The following is a 15,723-nucleotide window of genomic DNA, read 5'->3' as shown; positions in this document are numbered from 1 at the left end:
GAGAAGTCAGAGATTGGAAGGTTGATTACTTGCCGACGTTGTCGCCGTTGATGGTTTCCTTGATGTAGGTTTGAGCAGCAGCCAATACCGTGGCTACTGGCAGGGCCTGGTCTAGGCCAGCTGCATTTACTACATCACTGCCGGAGAAGCTGCCTGGCGTAAGCAGGTCGCGGATATAGGCTGCGTGACGTGCTTCTACCGAAACAATTTTGCCAGCCAACAGCAAGTAAGTACCACTCTGAATCAAAGCGCCGGCTCCGTTATAAGCACCAACACCCAAATCTTCGAACGTTTTGGCGGCTGTCAGTACCTGCGTCCGGTCAGCGAAATTAATCTTGCTGAAATCTGGCGTCAAACCCGGAATAATCTGGGTAGGTGCAGCAGCCGTAATAGCTGCTTTAAAGAAGTCACGGTGAATGGCTTCGTGCTTGGAAATTGCAGTAAGAGCCGTACGTTCGTCGGTAGTGATACCCGTGTAAGGGGTTGCAATAACTTGCGCATAGAAAGCGGCTTCTAGCTGCTCAAGCGCATATGCATAGTTTAGTACACCAACATCGCCTGAGCCCAAGCTCACCGAGTTAGAATTGCTTCCACCGCTGTCATCATCGTCGCAGCCGGAGAGTAATAGAGCAGTAGCACCGGCAGTTGCGCCAGCATACATGAAGAACGAACGGCGCTTGATGGGGACGTAAAGCGGCTTAGCAAATTCTGCTTCGTCGCTACCCTTTATTAAGTTGTTGGACATGTGGTGGAGGAGATTATGGTAAAGGAAAATTTCGGCAAAGGGATTCCTGTACACAGCTCTGAGTGGGTTGTGTATTGAAGAAAACCTAGATGAGTAAGGGGTATTTGAAGGCACATACGGCGGTGCTTAACAGCAGGATTGCCGAATGCCAGAATTTTATTGCCGGGCTTACTAAACAGGTAAGCTCAACTAAGTAGCTGTTGAGCTCGTGTAGCTGGATAGCTGAGCAGTAAAAGCCCCAAAAACAGCTAGAAACAAGGTTTATGCGTAGCTTTGATAACGTCGTTTTGCACTGTATGCTTCGTTATCTGTTCTGCTGGTTTTTTTTCGTTTGTTGTGTCGGGCAGCCGCGCTGTGGTGAGGCGCAGCAGCCTGCTAAGCAACAAGCGGCAGCTTCGCAGGTGCAGGTTGAACTGGAGTTGAGCGCGGCATCCTTTCCGGTCACCGAGTATTTCACCATCAGCTTTCGGCTGCGTGGAGCGGCGCTGGAACGGTATTCTGCCTTCCCTGACATTGAGGGATTCAAAAAAAGCGGCAAGTCGAGCACCACCACCACGCGCATTGTAGAGGGCCAGACAACCACCGAGCTAATCATCACGCAGCGCTACGCCGCCTATGCCGAAGGCGAGTATGTGGTGAAGCCGTTTACTATGACCATCAATGGGGTGACGGCGCGCTCCGCCGGAGCCACCCTGCAAGTAGGGCCGGCCCCGGCCGCCAATACTGGCCCGGCCCCCAACGGCGGCTTACAAGGCATTGGGTTGCTCGATAAGCTGTTTGGCAAACCGAAACCCCAGGAATACGTAGAGCCTAAAGACAACGCCTTTATGGCCCTGGTACCCGATAAAACCAGCGTGTACGTGGGCGAGGGTGTGCATATAGGGCTGTACTTCTACCTTACACCCGCCGACCAGGGCCTGCTGGCGTTTTACGATTTTGGTGGCCAGCTGCCGGCTATTTTGCAGCAACTGCGGCAGCGCACGGCCTGGGAAGAACCTTTCAATGAGCAGGAAATAGTGCCCGAGCCCGTTACGATAGGGGGCAAGGAGTTTCTGCGCTACCGCCTTTACGAGGCCGAATACTACCCGCTCAACACCGAGCCGCTGGCGTTTCCGGCGGTGGCGCTGCGCATGGTGAAATACCGCCTGGCAAAAAATCCGGCGGAAGGCCTCGATAACCGCCTCGAAGGCTACAAAACCTACCTCAGCACCGCCCGCACCATTACCGTGAAACCGTTGCCGCCGCACCCCTTGCGCGACCAGGTGCCGGTAGGGAGCTACCAGCTGCGCGAGGCCATCAGCCAAACCACCTTCCAGACGGGGCAAGCTTTTACCTACAGCTTTGGGGTGGAAGGGGAGGGCAACTTGGCGGCCATCAATGCGCCGGAAGTGGCACCGCGGGCAGGGCTGGAAGTATATGGCCCCGATGTGCGGCAAGAGCTGACCCGGCAAGCCGGCCGCGTGGGTGGGCGCAAGGTGTTCACCTACCGATTTGTGGCCCGCCGCCCCGGTCAGCTGCCGCTGGACAGCCTGCTGGCGCTGTTGTATTTCGATCCGGCCACCGGCCGCTACGACACGCTACGGGCCGAAGTGCGCCCCACGGTCCGCGGCCCGGTTAGCGCCGCCACCACCTTCCGCGCCCCCTCCGACGACCAGTTCTACCAAAACGTGCTCTTCGACGCCAACAACACCCTGCAACCCCTCGACAGCTACCGCGACGTGCGCCGCTACGCCAACTATATTCTGGCCGCGCTATTGGCTGTGTCGGTGTGGGGGTGGTGGCGGAAGCGGTGAGTTTGTGAAATGGTGAGTTTGTGCGTGGATGTTCTGATAGCTTTGCGGCAGCTTGTGCCAACTAGTATAGAGGCAAGCGCACTGGTGAGTTGATGCGGAGTAGGTTTCCGCAAGTTCAAGTCAACTTACTATTTCACCACTTCACCATCTCACCACCTCACTATTATGTCTAATACCTTCGGCACTCTGTTTCGCATTACCACGTTTGGCGAGTCGCATGGGCCGGGCATTGGGGTGATACTGGATGGCTGCCCGGCGGGGCTGGCCGTAGAGGCCGCCGACATTCAGGCGGCCCTGGACCGGCGCCGGCCCGGCCAGAGCGACCTGACCACCCCGCGCAAAGAAGCCGACCAGGTGGAAATTCAGTCGGGTATTTTCGGGGGCTACACCACGGGTACGCCCATTAGCCTATACATCCGCAACCAGGACCAGGCCAGCCACGACTACTCCCACATCGAGCACGCCTACCGCCCCTCGCACGCCGACTACACCTACGACCAGAAATATGGCCGGCGCGACTACCGGGGCGGCGGCCGCAGCTCGGCCCGCGAAACAGCCGCCCGCGTAGCCGCCGGTGCCATTGCCGATAAGTTGCTGGCGCAGTACGGCATTGTGGTGCGCAGCTACGTGTCGCAGGTGGGGGCCATAGCGGTGCCTGTGGGCTACGAGCAGCTGGATTTGAACCTCATCGACAGCAACACCGTGCGGTGCCCGCACCCCGAAACTGCCGAGCGCATGACCGACCTGATTCGGCAGGTTCGGGACCGGCACGATACGGTGGGCGGCCTCGTAACGGGCGTGGTAACGGGAGTACCAGCTGGCCTCGGCGAGCCGGTGTTCGATAAGCTGCACGCCGAGCTGGGCCGCGCCATGCTGAGCATCAACGCCGTGAAAGGCTTCGAGTACGGCTCTGGCTTTGCGGGTACGCTGCTGTTTGGCTCCGAGCACAACGACGCTTTCTATACCGATGAAGCCGGCGCGGTGCGCACCCGCACCAACCATTCGGGCGGCATTCAGGGCGGCATCAGCAACGGGCAGGATATTTACTTCCGGGTGGCATTCAAACCAGTAGCTACCATTCTGCAACCCCAGCAAACCCTCAACGACCAGAACGAGGAAATTATGCTGGCCGGCCGGGGCCGCCACGACCCCTGCGTACTACCCCGCGCCGTACCCATCGTAGACGCCATGACCAGTCTCGTGCTAGCCGACATGCTGCTCCGGGCGCGGGCGAACAAGGTGAAATAGTGAGTTGGTGAGATAGTGAGTTTGACGTTCTGCTGGTGCCACTTGCGCCGTCGGAACGTCAAACTCACCATCTCACTATCTCACTGTAGCGGCGGCGCGGGCGTTATCCACTTATACAGGCTCAGAGTACGTGGCTCAGCAGCCAGGTTGATGGTAGGCGCCACGATGGGGCGACTGGGACGGCGGTTTAGCTGCACCTGCGACTCGGCGTAGACTGCCACTTGGCCGTGGCCGCGCTTGGCATAGTCTTCGGCCAGAAAGTGCGCGAATTGCAGAATAGCATCCGGCTGCCCGATAAGCTTATTCACCTGCCGCCGGGTAAGATAATTGGCCGGATACACGACGTCGGTGTCGCCGTTGGGCAATACTACCCGGTAGCTGAGCGAGCCGGATTTGGCCCGTAGCATCATGTGCCAGGCAAAATGGTGGCCTTCCTCGGTCCAGTGCACGTCGCCGGGATACAGGAAATGCCGCAAGGGCACCAGCAACTGTACCGCCGCGTACAGGCCGAGGCCTGCCAGCAACACGGGGACGCTACGAGGTATAACCGGCACTGGAGTAGGGGTAGCAGCGGGTAACGGGACGCGGGCAGCAATCCACTGGCGGACGTAGGGCAGACGGCGGGGCCAGTCGGGCGGGAAGAACAGCGCGCCCGTAACCAGCAGCGAAAACCACGGAAACGTGCCCAGCCCAAACACCAGCACGTTGGATATGTGAAAGAACATGGCTGCCCCGAAAGCCCACGGCCGAGTGCGGCGCCACAGCAGCAGCGGCGCCACCAGCAAATCAAACGCCACACCCGCGTAGCTCATCACCCACGGCACGGCCGCACTGCCCAATAGCCCACCAATAACCGGGTACGATGCTTTGGGCGCCAGCCACACCGCCAGGGGGCGGGCCATCAGCCAGTCGGCATTGAGTTTGGCTAAGCCGGCGTAGGAGTACACCACGCTCAGCTGGAACAGCAGCAGGTAGCGGGTCCAGGCGGGCGTGGTGGTAGCGGGTAGCACGCGGCCGGCGCGCACGTCGGCGGAAGCGGCGCGGTGGGCAGGCATCAGGGCCAGCATAGCCGCCACCAAGCAATACAGATAGAAATGGTTGATAAAGCGGGTTTGCTCGGCCAGAAAGAGCAGCGTGTAGCATAAGGCCAGCACCACCGCTGCCCACCGGTACCGCCACCCCGCGGCTACCGCTATGCCCGCCACTATGGCCCCCAGATGCAGCCCAATTATCACGGGCGGCGACCAGTGCGGCATCCACTCGAAAAACAAGTATGAGAAGTGAAACTTCGGCTCGATGTACTCCCGGGTGTAGCCTAGCGCTAGGCTGCCAGCCATTTCCATAGCCAGCATAAACCCAACTACTATACGGGCTACTACCAGCCAGGCAATATCAATCGGACGAAAAAGGGCAGTGGTAAGGCGAGCCAGCATCAAGGCAAGATACGCCAACCAAGCCCCGCCGGGTTTCCGATTTTGTTGGGCAGATACCTTGCCCAAAGCTACCTAACCACTCCTGAAAGCGGCCATGCCAAGCTACGTAGCCCAGAGCCTGCGTTGCTGGCTACTCCACTGAAAGCTGATAAGCGTGCTGCGCAGGTTTTTTAATGGGGTATTAAGTATCTGATTTATAATATGTTGAATTGAATAAGATTCTGGCTTTTATGGCCTTGCCGAGGTGGAGGACGTACACTAGTTCAGAGACGCCCGCCGATTACGGCGCCGTACTCTCCCTATCAAGACCACTTCCCTATGAAAACGAAAAGCCTATTAGTAGCCGCTACCCTGTTCTTCGGAGCCGCTGCTACCACCCAAGCCCAAATCAATCCTACCGCCCCACAAACCGGCGGTACCATGAACCAGACGACCGTACCGGCCGCGCCGCCAGTTAATCCTGGCACCATCGACCAACGGACGCCTACCACCACCAACCCCACGCAAATGGGCACCGGCACCATCGACCAGCGCAACACAGTACCCATGGGTACCAATGTGCCCTCCCAGATGGGCACTGGCGTTGGTACCGTCGACCGCCCCGTAATGGAGCGCTCAACTACCATTGAAGAACGCACCGCCCCCGTGCGCCGCAAGGCCACAACCACCAAGCAGCGGACCGAAACCATGACCACGCGTCCATAAGCTCATATCCGCTACGGTAGCTGTCCTTCGTTGGCAGCCCGCCGGCCAGCCCAGCCCCCGCTTAAGCCTTTCTGGTTTTGGCGGGGGCTGTGGCTTTATAGTATTAGAACCCAGAAAAAAGAACCAAGAGCTTAGAGTAGAGTCAAGGCAGTAACTCTACTCTAAGCTCTTGGTTCTTTTTTCTGGGTTCCGATTTTAGATCAAGCGGCACCCAGCTTGGCACCAAGTTGGAGCAGCAAGTCGCCGAGGGTGCGGAGTTGGGCTTGCGTGTCGGGGGTGGCGGTAGCGGCGGCCTGGTTGGTTTGGGAGCCCAGCATGCTCAGGGAAGCACCAATAGCCTCAGGGTTTAAATTACCGCTGCTCAGCAAGGATTGCAGGTTGCCGATTTCGCGGCCTACATCCTGCAAGGCGGGCTCGCCGCTTTGCAGTAAGTGCTGTTGCCAGGTCTCGGTGTTGTCTTGGGCAGCGCTGAGTGGAATGCTGGTCAGGCCGTTTTGCAGGGCATGTATGGTGGCGCCTAATAGGTCGTTGGTCATGAGGAAAGAATGGTAAGGAAAAAAAAGTGTGACGATTGGAAGGCTATTCGGTTGAAGCCGACGAGACTTTAACGGTTTTGGCGCGGGGCTTCTTCGGCTTGGCTGCCTTGGCCTCCGAAGCGGCCACTACTTGCTTAGGGGTGAAGATGGGCGGCTCGTAGCCCGCCGGCGCCGGAGGCAACAACGACAACTCGCGCATTACGCCGCAGGCCTTGTGGGCGCTAGCTTCTTTGTCCTTGATTTCGAGCATAATGTCTACGTCCAGGTCGCCGAGCTCCTTCAGAAAATCCCGAAACAGGTCTTCCTCAATGGCGGCTACGTGCTTTCCCCGCCGCTCCCCGTGCGACTGAGAGCTGTAGTCCATCATCATGTTGCCGTCGCGGGTGGGGTGCCAGGTGGCGGCAGCCAGGCGCAGGGCCTCGGCCATCGGCTCGCCGTGGTTGAGGCATTCGTGGTGGAAGTTGTCGAAGAGGATGGGGATGCCGGTGGCGGCGTGTAGCTCCAAACAGTCGCGGAGGCTGAACAGCCGGTCATCGTTCTCCACTACCACCCGGATTTGTACGTTGGGTGGCAGCGTGTGCCAGGTGGCAATAAAGCGCGCAATGGCTGTGTCCCGGTCGCCGTAGAGGCCGCCGAGGTGAATTTGCAGCTTGGCAGTACTGTCGAGGCCCATCAAATCCAGCATCGAGCCCTGGTAGACCAATTCGGCAATGCTTCGCTGCACAATATCCGGGTTCGGCGAATTGAGCACCACAAACTGGTCGGGGTGCATGGAAACGCGCATTTTGTGCTCCTTGATAAAGTCGCCGATGGCCTTGAACTCCGGCGCAAACTGGGTTTGCCAGGGGAATGTATTGACGGCGTGCGACCCAAACGGCACGATGTCGGAACCGATGCGGAAGAACAGCAGTCCGTGCTCCAGATTATACTCCAGAATCCGCTTCAGGCAGGCCAGATTGGAGGCTACGGTCTGCTCCACCCGCTCATCGGAGTAAGAAGCCAACCGAAACGTGGACGCCGATGTGCAGTCCAACGAGTTATTCATGCAAGGATACCCGATTTTCATCTTCGGGCTTACGCATGGTGAAAAGTGAAGTTGTGAGATAGTGAAATGGTGAGTTTGATGTTCGAGTTGCGCTACTTGCGCAGTTTGAACAATAAACTCACCATTTCACTATCTCACCACTTCACCTCTTACGGCTCGTAGCCGCGGTTGTCCTTGAAGTTCTTATTGTATTTCTGGCGGGCTTTGCGGGCTTTTTCGGCCGCTTCGGCCGCCTGAATTTCTTCCATCTTGCGGCGCTCCTTGCCGGCCCGGGAAAACTGGTCGTAGATCAAGCTGACGGGGCTGGCCAGCGTCGGGACGGGCGCCTTGGGGGCCGTAGAATCTATCGGGAACAGGGGTTTGGGCGCGGGTGGGCGCTTTACGGCACTGGTAGGCGCGGTGCTGGGGCGCTTGATGTTGCGCAGCGCTTTGTTGATGGCAGCGCGGTCGGGGCGGCCTTCGGTTACGCGCACTTCGCCCAGCAGGATACTGTCGCGCATCAGCGCCACCTGTACCACCAGCTGCGAAAGGCCCGTGCCGCCCAGCGGAACGCGCCGCGTTTTGAAGCCCACCGCCCGGAACACCAGCGTGTCGGTGGGCTGCACCTCAATGCGGAAGTCGCCCTCGGCATCGGCTACCACGCCCCGGCCGCTACGCTGCACCAGTACCGCCGCGCCCGGCACCGGCCGCTGGGTGCCCGCTTCCAGCACCGAGCCCGATACGCGCACCTGCGCCGCGGCACTCAGCGGCAGCAGCAACATCAGCAAACAGCCGGCCAGCCAACCGAGCTGCCAGTAGCGTGTGATGGATATACTTGAAAAAAAAGTTGAAAAGGTCATTGGCTTTAGCAAACGCAAGCAACTCGCAAGTTAGCTCCCAACAGAGCCAAAAAAAGCTCGCACCGTTGCAGATGCGAGCTTCAGGAATTGGTAAGCCGCTGAGAACTACTTAATCTTAACGTCTTTACCGTTTTCGGGCTTGAGTTTTACGGTGCCGTCGTCGCCGTCAATTTTGGCTTTATTACCAGCGGCATCTTTAATTTTTACGTCACCATCGGCTTTCACCTTCATCTTGCCGCCTTCGCCACCATCCATGCTGCTGGTTTCGGTGGAGGCACTAGCCGAGTTGTCCATGCTGCCCGACTCCATGTTGGTGTCGTCCATGTAGGCATCTTCGTAGTAAGTGGGGCGGCTGGTTTCGTAGGCGGTGTAGGTTTCCGCTGGCAGATAGCCTTTCATTTCGGTGTCCGTCTCAGAGTAAGCGCTACGCATAGCAGCAGCCATACCGGTGGTGTCGGAGGTGTACTTGGTGCGCAGGTCGCCGAGGCGCTGGGCGCGGGTGTAGTACGAGTCTTCGAGGCGCGACACCATGGCCGTATCGGTGATTTTCATGTCAGCGGCCATTTTATCGGCAATGCGCTTGGCCCGGCTCCGGTACTGCATGTCCATGTCGCCGGTAGCGGCGGTGCTGGTCGTGGTGGTTTCGGTGGTCGTGGTTTCAGCGGGCTTGTTTTCGTTGCACGAAGCCAAGGAGAAGGCAGCGGCAACTGGCAGGAGCATCAGGAGCTTTTTCATGATAGTAGGTAGACTGTGAGAGGAGAGGGAAGAGAGTAATGGGCGCGTATACGGCTCAGCTATAGCGGCGGTTATTGTGCGGCCAAAACTTTATAACTGAAAAAAAGCCCCGGCAAGTTTTTGCCGGGGCTTCCGTATTGCATAGCCGCTAGTGCCAACTCTTAGGCCCGGCGCAGCTCAATCACCGTTATTTCGGGCAGGAAACCCACCCGGCCGTGGTAGCCGATAAAGCCCAGCCCGGCATTCACGTACAGGTATTGCCGGCCCCGCTGGTACAGCCCGGCCCACTGCTTGTACACGTACTGCACCGGGCTCCACTTCAGAAACGACAGGTTCACGCCGAACTGCATGCCGTGGGTGTGGCCCGAAAGCGTAAGGTCAATATCGGGGTAGCCGTGCACCTGCCCGTCCCAGTGCGAAGGGTCGTGGGAAAGCAGAATTTTGAACGGGGCCGTTGGGTCGGCGGCGGCGTAGGTTTTGGCGAGGTTGCCGTACCGCGCAAAGCCCTGGCCTCCCCAGTTCTGCACGCCCAGAATGGCAATTTTCTCGCCGTTGCGCTCCACCGTGCGGGCTTCATCCAGCAACAATTCCCATCCGATTTTGGCGTGGTTTTGCTTGAGCCGGTCCAGATTGGCCAGCTTCGCTAAGTCGCCGCCTTCCTTGGTCCAGTCCACGTAGTCGGAGTAGTCGTGGTTGCCGAGGATGGAGTAGATGGGTAAGCTGGACTTGATGCCCGCCAGCGTATCAATGTGTTCTTCCACCTCCGTAGCGTAGTTGTTCACCAGGTCGCCGGTCATGAACACCATATCGGCGTTCTGCTGGTTGATGATTTGCACGGCCCGCTGCAACGGCTCTTTGGTGTGAAACGAGCCCGTGTGCAAGTCGGAAATCTGGAGCACCCGAAACCCATCGAACGAGGCCGGCAGGTTGGGAAAGCGCAGCGTAATGCGCTTCACGGTGTAGTCGGTGCCGCCTTTGGCCATGCCCCAAATCAAGGATACAAACGGAATGGCACCCAGCACCAAAGCGGCTTTGCTGATAAACTCACTGCGCGGCATGGCCGGGCCACTACCGCCCCCAGCGGGCCGCGCCTGAAACACCCAGCGGCCAAACCGCACTACGTCTTCCAGCAGCAGCGGCACAATAATGGTCATCTTGGCGGCAATAACGGCCAGCAGCAAACCCCCGAAATACGATTTAAAGGACGGATGCTCGTGGCGGTTGCGCATCCCCCAGATACCCAGCCCCCACACCGCTACCGTCACCACCCAGTATAAAATTGAAACGAGCCGGCGCGTGCCGGGCGCAGCGTGTTGTACTAGCGTCCGGAAGGCTTGATAGCCATACCATTCACCCAACACAACCAGCGCGAAAAACAGAAAAGGAAACGTGCGTCTTGACATAGTTCGATGGCAAACCCGCGCATTTAGATAATAGTTTGTGCCGAGCTACCGGCAAGGTAGTCGGGGATGCGCGGTTTTTGCTTTAAATTCCGCACCCTGCAACCCCTATGCCTTATGTTATCCGTTGACAATCTGTCTGAAAATCAATCCTCCTCAGGCCATACCCCGCTACCCTACGAAACGCCGGCTTCATTCGGCATCAAGAGTTGGGCCGAAGAAGACCGACCCCGCGAAAAGCTGATGCAGAAGGGCCGCGCCGCCCTTTCCGACGCCGAGCTGATGGCTATCCTGCTGGGTTCGGGCACGGCCAAGCTCTCGGCCGTGGACGTGGCCAAGCTGATTCTAAAAGCCGTCAACAACGATTTGAACGCCCTGGCGCGGCTGTCCATCAAGGAGCTGATGCGCCACAAAGGCATCGGCGAGGCCAAGGCCATTACCATTGTGGCAGCGCTGGAACTAGGCCGCCGCCGCAAAGAAGCCGACGCGCCCGCCCGTACCACCATCACCAACTCGCGCGACATTTACCGGGTGGTACAGCCCCATTTGCAGGATTTGCCACACGAAGAGTTCTGGGTGGTGCTGCTCAACCGGGCCAACGTGGTGATGCGCACCGTCAGCATCAGCCGGGGCGGCGTGGCCGGCACCGTCGCCGACCCGAAGCTGATTTTCAAGGAGGCGCTAGAGCAGCTGGCGTCTTCGGTTATACTGGTGCACAACCACCCCAGCGGCAACCGCAACCCCAGCGCCGCCGACATTGCCCTTACCCGCAAGCTCAAAGAAGCCGGCCAGTTCCTCGACCTCCCCATCCTCGACCACCTCATCTACACCGACACCGGCTACTTCAGCTTCGCCGACGAAGGCCTGCTGTAGGGAGTAATTGTTGATTGTTGGGCGTTGATTGTTAAATGTTGGTTGTTGCTTTGTAGGCTGGCTGCAACAAAATCATCTCGCAGTTCCTGTGTAAAAGCTGCATCGTCTGGCTCCCCCTCTCCCCTAGGAGAGGGGGCCGGGAGGTGAGGCCCCCATCAGAACAATCACCACCCAAAACATGCGCCTCAACCCCAAATTGCTTATCGGCCTCGGCCTGCTGGTCGTTTTCGGCTATTTCCTCAGTGACCTGGTGTTCAACGACGACCAGTACGCCGCCCGGCTGCGCAAGGCCCGCCGCGACAAATCCGATAGTTTCCGCCGGGTGCAAGGCTCGCCGCTCAGCGAAACCCAGCGCAACGCCTTCGACAGCCTGCGCTACTACGCCCCCGACAAAGCCTATCGTTTCGAGGCGCAGCTGGAAGCCGTCAGCCAGCCCGACACCATAGACCTTCCGCTGACCACCGGCAAGGCTGATAAATACCTACGCTGGGGCCGGGCTACGTTCATTCTCAACAAGCAGGAGTACAAGCTAACCCTGTTCCAGAAAGCCGACGGTAAGGACTCCACCCTGTTCGTGCCCTTCACCGACCGCACCAACGGCTTTGTCACCTACGGCGGGGGCCGCTACCTCGACGTAGCCAAGCCCGCACCCGGCGACACCGAAGTGCTACTCGACTTCAACGAAGCCTACAACCCGTTCTGCGCTTACAACGACGGTTTCGCCTGTCCCGTACCGCCCCAGGACAACCGCCTGGCAGTAGAAATCAAAGCCGGCGAGCAAGCCTTCCACGACCACGCCGAGCACGCGGGCCAAAGCCATTAAACGTAGCCGCCAGACTCTTTTTGCACGATGTAGAGACGCGACACTTCGCGTCTCGGCGTTGCCGAGGTTGTTTTACGAGGTGTAGTTGTCGTTCAACGCCGAGACGCGAAGTGTCCGTCTCTACATTGTGCTGCGAAATATGACAAGGCTAAATCAGTCGGGTTACATCTCACCATAAGCACTTGGAAAGTAGTTGCCTGCCGGGCCATTGAAGCCGCACGCCCGAATCCGTACCTTTGCCGCGCTGCTGGCTTCCAAGGTCGGCAATCAACAATCAGCTTCCACCAATTCAAATGAAAATATCCCTCGACTGGCTCCGCACGCTACTTCCCACCGACAAACCCGCCGTGGAAATCGGCAAGCTGCTCACGGGCTCGGGGCTGGAAGTGGAGGGCATTGAAGAGCTGGAAAGCGTGCCGGGCGGCCTGCGCGGCGTGGTGCTCGGCACCGTCCTGACCTGCGAAAAGCACCCCGATGCCGACAAGCTCAGTTTAACCACCGTGGACGTCGGGGACGGTACGCCCCGCCAGATTGTGTGCGGCGCGCCCAACGTAGCCGCCTGCCAGCGGGTGGTAGTGGCCCTGGAAGGGGCCATGCTGTACCCCAGCTCCGGAGAACCGTTCAAAATCAAGAAGTCGAAAATCCGCGGGGCGGCCTCCGAAGGCATGATTTGCGCCGAAGATGAAATCGGGCTAGGCCAGTCGCACGCCGGTATTATGGTGCTGGATACCGACCTGCCCAACGGCACCCCCGCCGCCAACTATTTCGGTTTGGGCTCTGATTCGGTGTATGAAATCGGCCTGACGCCCAACCGCGCCGATGCCGCCTCACACTACGGCGTAGCCCGCGAGTTGCGCGCCCTGTTGCGCCAGCCCTGCCACCTGCCCGATACCAGCAAGTTCCACGCGCCCACTGAGGCTGCGCAAACTATCAGCGTAACAATTGAGGACCCGGAAGCCTGCCCGCGCTACGCCGGACTATTGCTGGAGAACGTGCAAGTGGGTCCGTCGCCGGAGTGGCTACAGCGCCGTTTGCGCAGCATCGGCCTGTCGCCCATCAACAACGTGGTGGACGTGACCAACTTCGTGCTGCACGAGTTGGGCCAGCCCCTGCACGCTTTCGACGCCAACCAAATTACCGGTAACCAAATCCGGGTGAAGCGGGCCGAAGCCGGGGAGAAGTTTGTGACGCTGGATGCGGCGGAGCGTACCCTTAAAGCCGAGGACTTAGTTATTGCCGATGCTCACGGTGCGCCTATAGCGCTGGCCGGCGTGTTCGGTGGCAAAACCTCGGGCGTTTCCAACGAAACCACCCGCGTGTTCCTGGAAAGTGCTTACTTCCAGCCCGCCGCCGTGCGCAAAACCAGCCAGACCCACCAGCTCAAAACCGATGCTTCCTTCCGTTTCGAGCGGGGCACCGACCCCAACATGGTGTTGCCCGCCCTAAAGCGCGCCGCCTTGCTGCTCCAGGAAGTGGCGGGCGCCACCATAGCCGCGCCCGTGGTAGACGAGTACCCCACGCATATCGGCCACACGGCTGTGCGCCTGCGCCTGCCCCGCGTGGAGAAGCTGGTGGGCCAGTTCATCGCGCCCGAACGGATTCGCCAGATCCTCACCGACCTTGATATTCTTATCAGCGAAGAGCTAACCGACGAACAACCAACAACCAGCAACCAACAACCAACCTGGATTCTATCGGTGCCGCCGCACAAGGTGGACGTAACCCGCGAGGCCGACGTAATCGAGGAAATTCTGCGCATTTACGGCTACGACCATGTGGCGTTGCGGCCCCACAACTCGGCTACGTTCCTGGCCAACTTCGTGAAGCCCGACCCGGAAATCTTGCGCCAGAACATTTCCCGCTTGCTAAGCGGCATGGGCTTCTCGGAAATCATCACCAACTCCATCACCAACTCCACCTACTTTCAGAAGCCCGGCGAGAAAAACGAGGAACTGGTGCCGCTGCTCAACTTCAACAGCGCCGACCTCGACGTGATGCGCCCGACCATGCTGCACAGCGGCCTGGAAGTGGTGCGCTACAACCTCAACCGCCGCCAGCGCGACTTGAAGCTTTACGAGTTCGGCAAAACCTACCACCGCCAAGCCGACGGTCAGTACCAGGAAAAGAACAAGCTGGTGGTGTACCTGACCGGCAACACCGCCTCCGAAACTTGGCAGCAGAAGTCGGAGAAGGCGACGTACCACCAGTTGGCGGGCGCGGTGCAGCAGGTGCTGGCAGCGCTGGGCTTCGGTTCGCCTACTTCGCAGCCGGTGCAGCATCCGTACCTGGCGGGCGGCCTCACGCTACTCGCTCAGAACCAGCCGGTCGCGCAGCTCGGGGCCGTGTCGGGGGCGGTGCTCAAGCAGCTTGACGTGACGCAGCCGGTGTGGTACGCCGAGCTGGACTGGGATTGGCTGATCAAGAAGTACAAGAACAACCTCGTGGCCCGCGAGCTGCCCAAGTTCCCGGAAGTGCGCCGCGACCTGTCGTTGGTAGTTGATAAGACCATCACCTTCGACCAGTTGCAGCAGATTGCCCGCCGCACCGAGAAGAAGCTATTGCAGACCGTGAATGTATTCGACGTGTACGAAGGCGACAACCTGGGGGCCGGCAAGAAGTCGTACTCGGTGAGCTTCACCTTGCAGGACACCACCCAAACCCTCACTGACCAAGCCATCGACTCGGTGATGCAGCGCCTAATTCAGCAATTCGAGCAGCAGGCCGGTGCGGTTATCCGGCGGTAAGATGCCGTAACGCGGAAGCCACAGGAAATCTGTTCCGCGACGAGCAACGCGAGTACTGAGTGCTGTGCCAACGCGTAGGAACTCGCGCTGCTCGTCGCGGAACAGATTTCCGCGTTACATTCACAAAAAAACTTCTGCTTGCATGGCCTCCTCTCAACAGCTTGCTCAACTAGACCGCCTAGAGCGGCAGGTGAACACCTTAGTGACTGCCTATCAGCGGTTGCGCGAGGAGCTGGCCGATGCCCAAACCACCGTGCAGCAGCTTCAGGCCGACGTGCGCGACCGGGAGCGGCAGCTCAAGGATTTCCAGAATCAGGAGAATATCGTTAAACTTGTCAACACCATAGCCGGCGAGCCGGCCAATGTCAACGAGCTAAAACTGCGCCTCAACGAATACATCCGCGAAATAGATAAGTGCCTTGCCTATTTGAGGGAGTAACCGACCATCCACCCCACCCACGACTGCTCCCATGAGCGAACTATCCATCAAAATCCGCATTGCCGAACGGGACTACCCGATGCGCGTTGAGCCTCAGGACGAGGAACGACTGCGCATGGCCGGCCGCCTGCTAGGCGAGCGGATCAAGGAATTTCGCGAGCTATATGGCATTCAGGACAAGCAAGACCTGCTGGCCATGATTGCTCTGTCCACGATGGCTGACCGTTTGAAAGTCAGCAAGGAAAAAGATGGTACCGACACCGTGCTAACCGAGCGCCTCGCACGCCTCGACGAGCTGCTGTCGGGAGTGGTGCTCGTCTGAGAAGAGAAACAGACGAACGCACCAGCGTATTTTTAGTTTGAAA

Annotated in this window: 15 protein-coding genes; 8 read left to right on the top strand and 7 right to left on the bottom strand. The window is 58.9% G+C overall.

The annotated features are described in order from the left end of the window. Positions 1–25 precede the first annotated feature (25 nt). The gene (locus tag J0X19_RS06475; RefSeq protein ID WP_317194756.1) at positions 26–799 is read right to left on the bottom strand and encodes a ferritin-like domain-containing protein; all 774 of its coding nucleotides are present in this window, start codon (positions 797–799) and stop codon (positions 26–28) included. A 347-nt stretch (positions 800–1,146) separates the two neighbouring features. Here J0X19_RS06475 and J0X19_RS06470 point away from each other — a divergent pair, with 347 nt between their 5' ends. Further along, positions 1,147–2,538, top strand: a complete 1,392-nt coding sequence (locus tag J0X19_RS06470; RefSeq protein ID WP_206982854.1) for a BatD family protein — start codon at positions 1,147–1,149, stop codon at positions 2,536–2,538. A 165-nt stretch (positions 2,539–2,703) separates the two neighbouring features. Beyond that, positions 2,704–3,786: a chorismate synthase gene (aroC, locus tag J0X19_RS06465; protein WP_206982852.1), complete on the top strand. Its 1,083-nt coding sequence runs from the start codon at positions 2,704–2,706 to the stop codon at positions 3,784–3,786. Between the two features lie 80 nt (positions 3,787–3,866). Here aroC and J0X19_RS06460 read toward each other — a convergent pair whose 3' ends face one another. Beyond that, positions 3,867–5,219, bottom strand: a complete 1,353-nt coding sequence (locus J0X19_RS06460; RefSeq protein ID WP_206982840.1) for an HTTM domain-containing protein — start codon at positions 5,217–5,219, stop codon at positions 3,867–3,869. Between the two features lie 318 nt (positions 5,220–5,537). On the opposite strand from J0X19_RS06460, the gene J0X19_RS06455 reads away from it, so the two are divergent. Then, entirely contained in the window at positions 5,538–5,924 is a 387-nt protein-coding gene (locus tag J0X19_RS06455; protein ID WP_206982831.1) for a hypothetical protein, read from the top strand. 200 nt (positions 5,925–6,124) lie between these two features. On the opposite strand, the gene J0X19_RS06450 is transcribed toward J0X19_RS06455, so the two are convergent. From J0X19_RS06450 to J0X19_RS06430, 5 genes are all read right to left on the bottom strand, one after another. Further along, positions 6,125–6,460 (bottom strand): hypothetical protein, encoded by a 336-nt coding sequence (locus tag J0X19_RS06450; protein WP_022824248.1) that lies wholly within the window; start codon positions 6,458–6,460, stop codon positions 6,125–6,127. A gap of 43 nt (positions 6,461–6,503) precedes the next feature. Beyond that, positions 6,504–7,526, bottom strand: a complete 1,023-nt coding sequence (gene uvsE, locus J0X19_RS06445; protein ID WP_206982829.1) for a UV DNA damage repair endonuclease UvsE — start codon at positions 7,524–7,526, stop codon at positions 6,504–6,506. 128 nt (positions 7,527–7,654) lie between these two features. Beyond that, on the bottom strand, positions 7,655–8,344 hold the full coding sequence (locus tag J0X19_RS06440; protein WP_206982827.1) for a carboxypeptidase-like regulatory domain-containing protein: 690 nt from the start codon (positions 8,342–8,344) through the stop codon (positions 7,655–7,657). 105 nt (positions 8,345–8,449) lie between these two features. After that, positions 8,450–9,079, bottom strand: coding sequence for a hypothetical protein (locus J0X19_RS06435; RefSeq protein WP_206982826.1), 630 nt, complete (start codon positions 9,077–9,079; stop codon positions 8,450–8,452). A 161-nt stretch (positions 9,080–9,240) separates the two neighbouring features. Further along, positions 9,241–10,482: a metallophosphoesterase gene (locus tag J0X19_RS06430; protein WP_206982824.1), complete on the bottom strand. Its 1,242-nt coding sequence runs from the start codon at positions 10,480–10,482 to the stop codon at positions 9,241–9,243. Between the two features lie 114 nt (positions 10,483–10,596). Here J0X19_RS06430 and radC point away from each other — a divergent pair, with 114 nt between their 5' ends. The 5 genes from radC to J0X19_RS06405 all read left to right on the top strand — a co-directional run bounded on the left by radC (position 10,597) and on the right by J0X19_RS06405 (position 15,680). Continuing rightward, positions 10,597–11,352, top strand: coding sequence for a RadC family protein (radC, locus tag J0X19_RS06425; protein WP_206982822.1), 756 nt, complete (start codon positions 10,597–10,599; stop codon positions 11,350–11,352). Between the two features lie 178 nt (positions 11,353–11,530). Further along, on the top strand, positions 11,531–12,175 hold the full coding sequence (locus J0X19_RS06420; RefSeq protein WP_206982813.1) for a DUF1684 domain-containing protein: 645 nt from the start codon (positions 11,531–11,533) through the stop codon (positions 12,173–12,175). A 293-nt stretch (positions 12,176–12,468) separates the two neighbouring features. Next, entirely contained in the window at positions 12,469–14,919 is a 2,451-nt protein-coding gene (pheT, locus tag J0X19_RS06415; protein ID WP_206982811.1) for a phenylalanine--tRNA ligase subunit beta, read from the top strand. A 142-nt stretch (positions 14,920–15,061) separates the two neighbouring features. Next, positions 15,062–15,358 (top strand): hypothetical protein, encoded by a 297-nt coding sequence (locus tag J0X19_RS06410; RefSeq protein WP_022824240.1) that lies wholly within the window; start codon positions 15,062–15,064, stop codon positions 15,356–15,358. A gap of 31 nt (positions 15,359–15,389) precedes the next feature. Then, complete coding sequence (locus tag J0X19_RS06405; RefSeq protein WP_022824239.1) at positions 15,390–15,680, top strand: cell division protein ZapA; 291 nt, start codon at positions 15,390–15,392, stop codon at positions 15,678–15,680. The last annotated feature ends 43 nt before the right edge of the window (positions 15,681–15,723 follow it).

This window comes from Hymenobacter telluris, assembly GCF_017313265.1.
GTDB classification, from domain to species: Bacteria; Bacteroidota; Bacteroidia; order Cytophagales; family Hymenobacteraceae; genus Hymenobacter; species Hymenobacter telluris.
This window is presented reverse-complemented; position numbering and strand designations above follow the sequence as displayed.

Excerpts from the sequence above, each read along its gene's own strand:
- J0X19_RS06450 (WP_022824248.1), bottom strand. The coding sequence starts at position 6,460 with ATGACCAACGACCTATTAGGCGCCACCATACATGCCCTGCAAAACGGC.
- uvsE (WP_206982829.1), bottom strand. The coding sequence starts at position 7,526 with ATGAAAATCGGGTATCCTTGCATGAATAACTCGTTGGACTGCACATCG.
- radC (WP_206982822.1), top strand. The coding sequence starts at position 10,597 with ATGTTATCCGTTGACAATCTGTCTGAAAATCAATCCTCCTCAGGCCAT.
- J0X19_RS06410 (WP_022824240.1), top strand. The coding sequence starts at position 15,062 with ATGGCCTCCTCTCAACAGCTTGCTCAACTAGACCGCCTAGAGCGGCAG.
- pheT (WP_206982811.1), top strand. The coding sequence starts at position 12,469 with ATGAAAATATCCCTCGACTGGCTCCGCACGCTACTTCCCACCGACAAA.
- J0X19_RS06405 (WP_022824239.1), top strand. The coding sequence starts at position 15,390 with ATGAGCGAACTATCCATCAAAATCCGCATTGCCGAACGGGACTACCCG.
- J0X19_RS06430 (WP_206982824.1), bottom strand. The coding sequence starts at position 10,482 with ATGTCAAGACGCACGTTTCCTTTTCTGTTTTTCGCGCTGGTTGTGTTG.
- J0X19_RS06435 (WP_206982826.1), bottom strand. The coding sequence starts at position 9,079 with ATGAAAAAGCTCCTGATGCTCCTGCCAGTTGCCGCTGCCTTCTCCTTG.
- J0X19_RS06420 (WP_206982813.1), top strand. The coding sequence starts at position 11,531 with ATGCGCCTCAACCCCAAATTGCTTATCGGCCTCGGCCTGCTGGTCGTT.
- J0X19_RS06460 (WP_206982840.1), bottom strand. The coding sequence starts at position 5,219 with ATGCTGGCTCGCCTTACCACTGCCCTTTTTCGTCCGATTGATATTGCC.
- J0X19_RS06440 (WP_206982827.1), bottom strand. The coding sequence starts at position 8,344 with ATGACCTTTTCAACTTTTTTTTCAAGTATATCCATCACACGCTACTGG.
- aroC (WP_206982852.1), top strand. The coding sequence starts at position 2,704 with ATGTCTAATACCTTCGGCACTCTGTTTCGCATTACCACGTTTGGCGAG.
- J0X19_RS06455 (WP_206982831.1), top strand. The coding sequence starts at position 5,538 with ATGAAAACGAAAAGCCTATTAGTAGCCGCTACCCTGTTCTTCGGAGCC.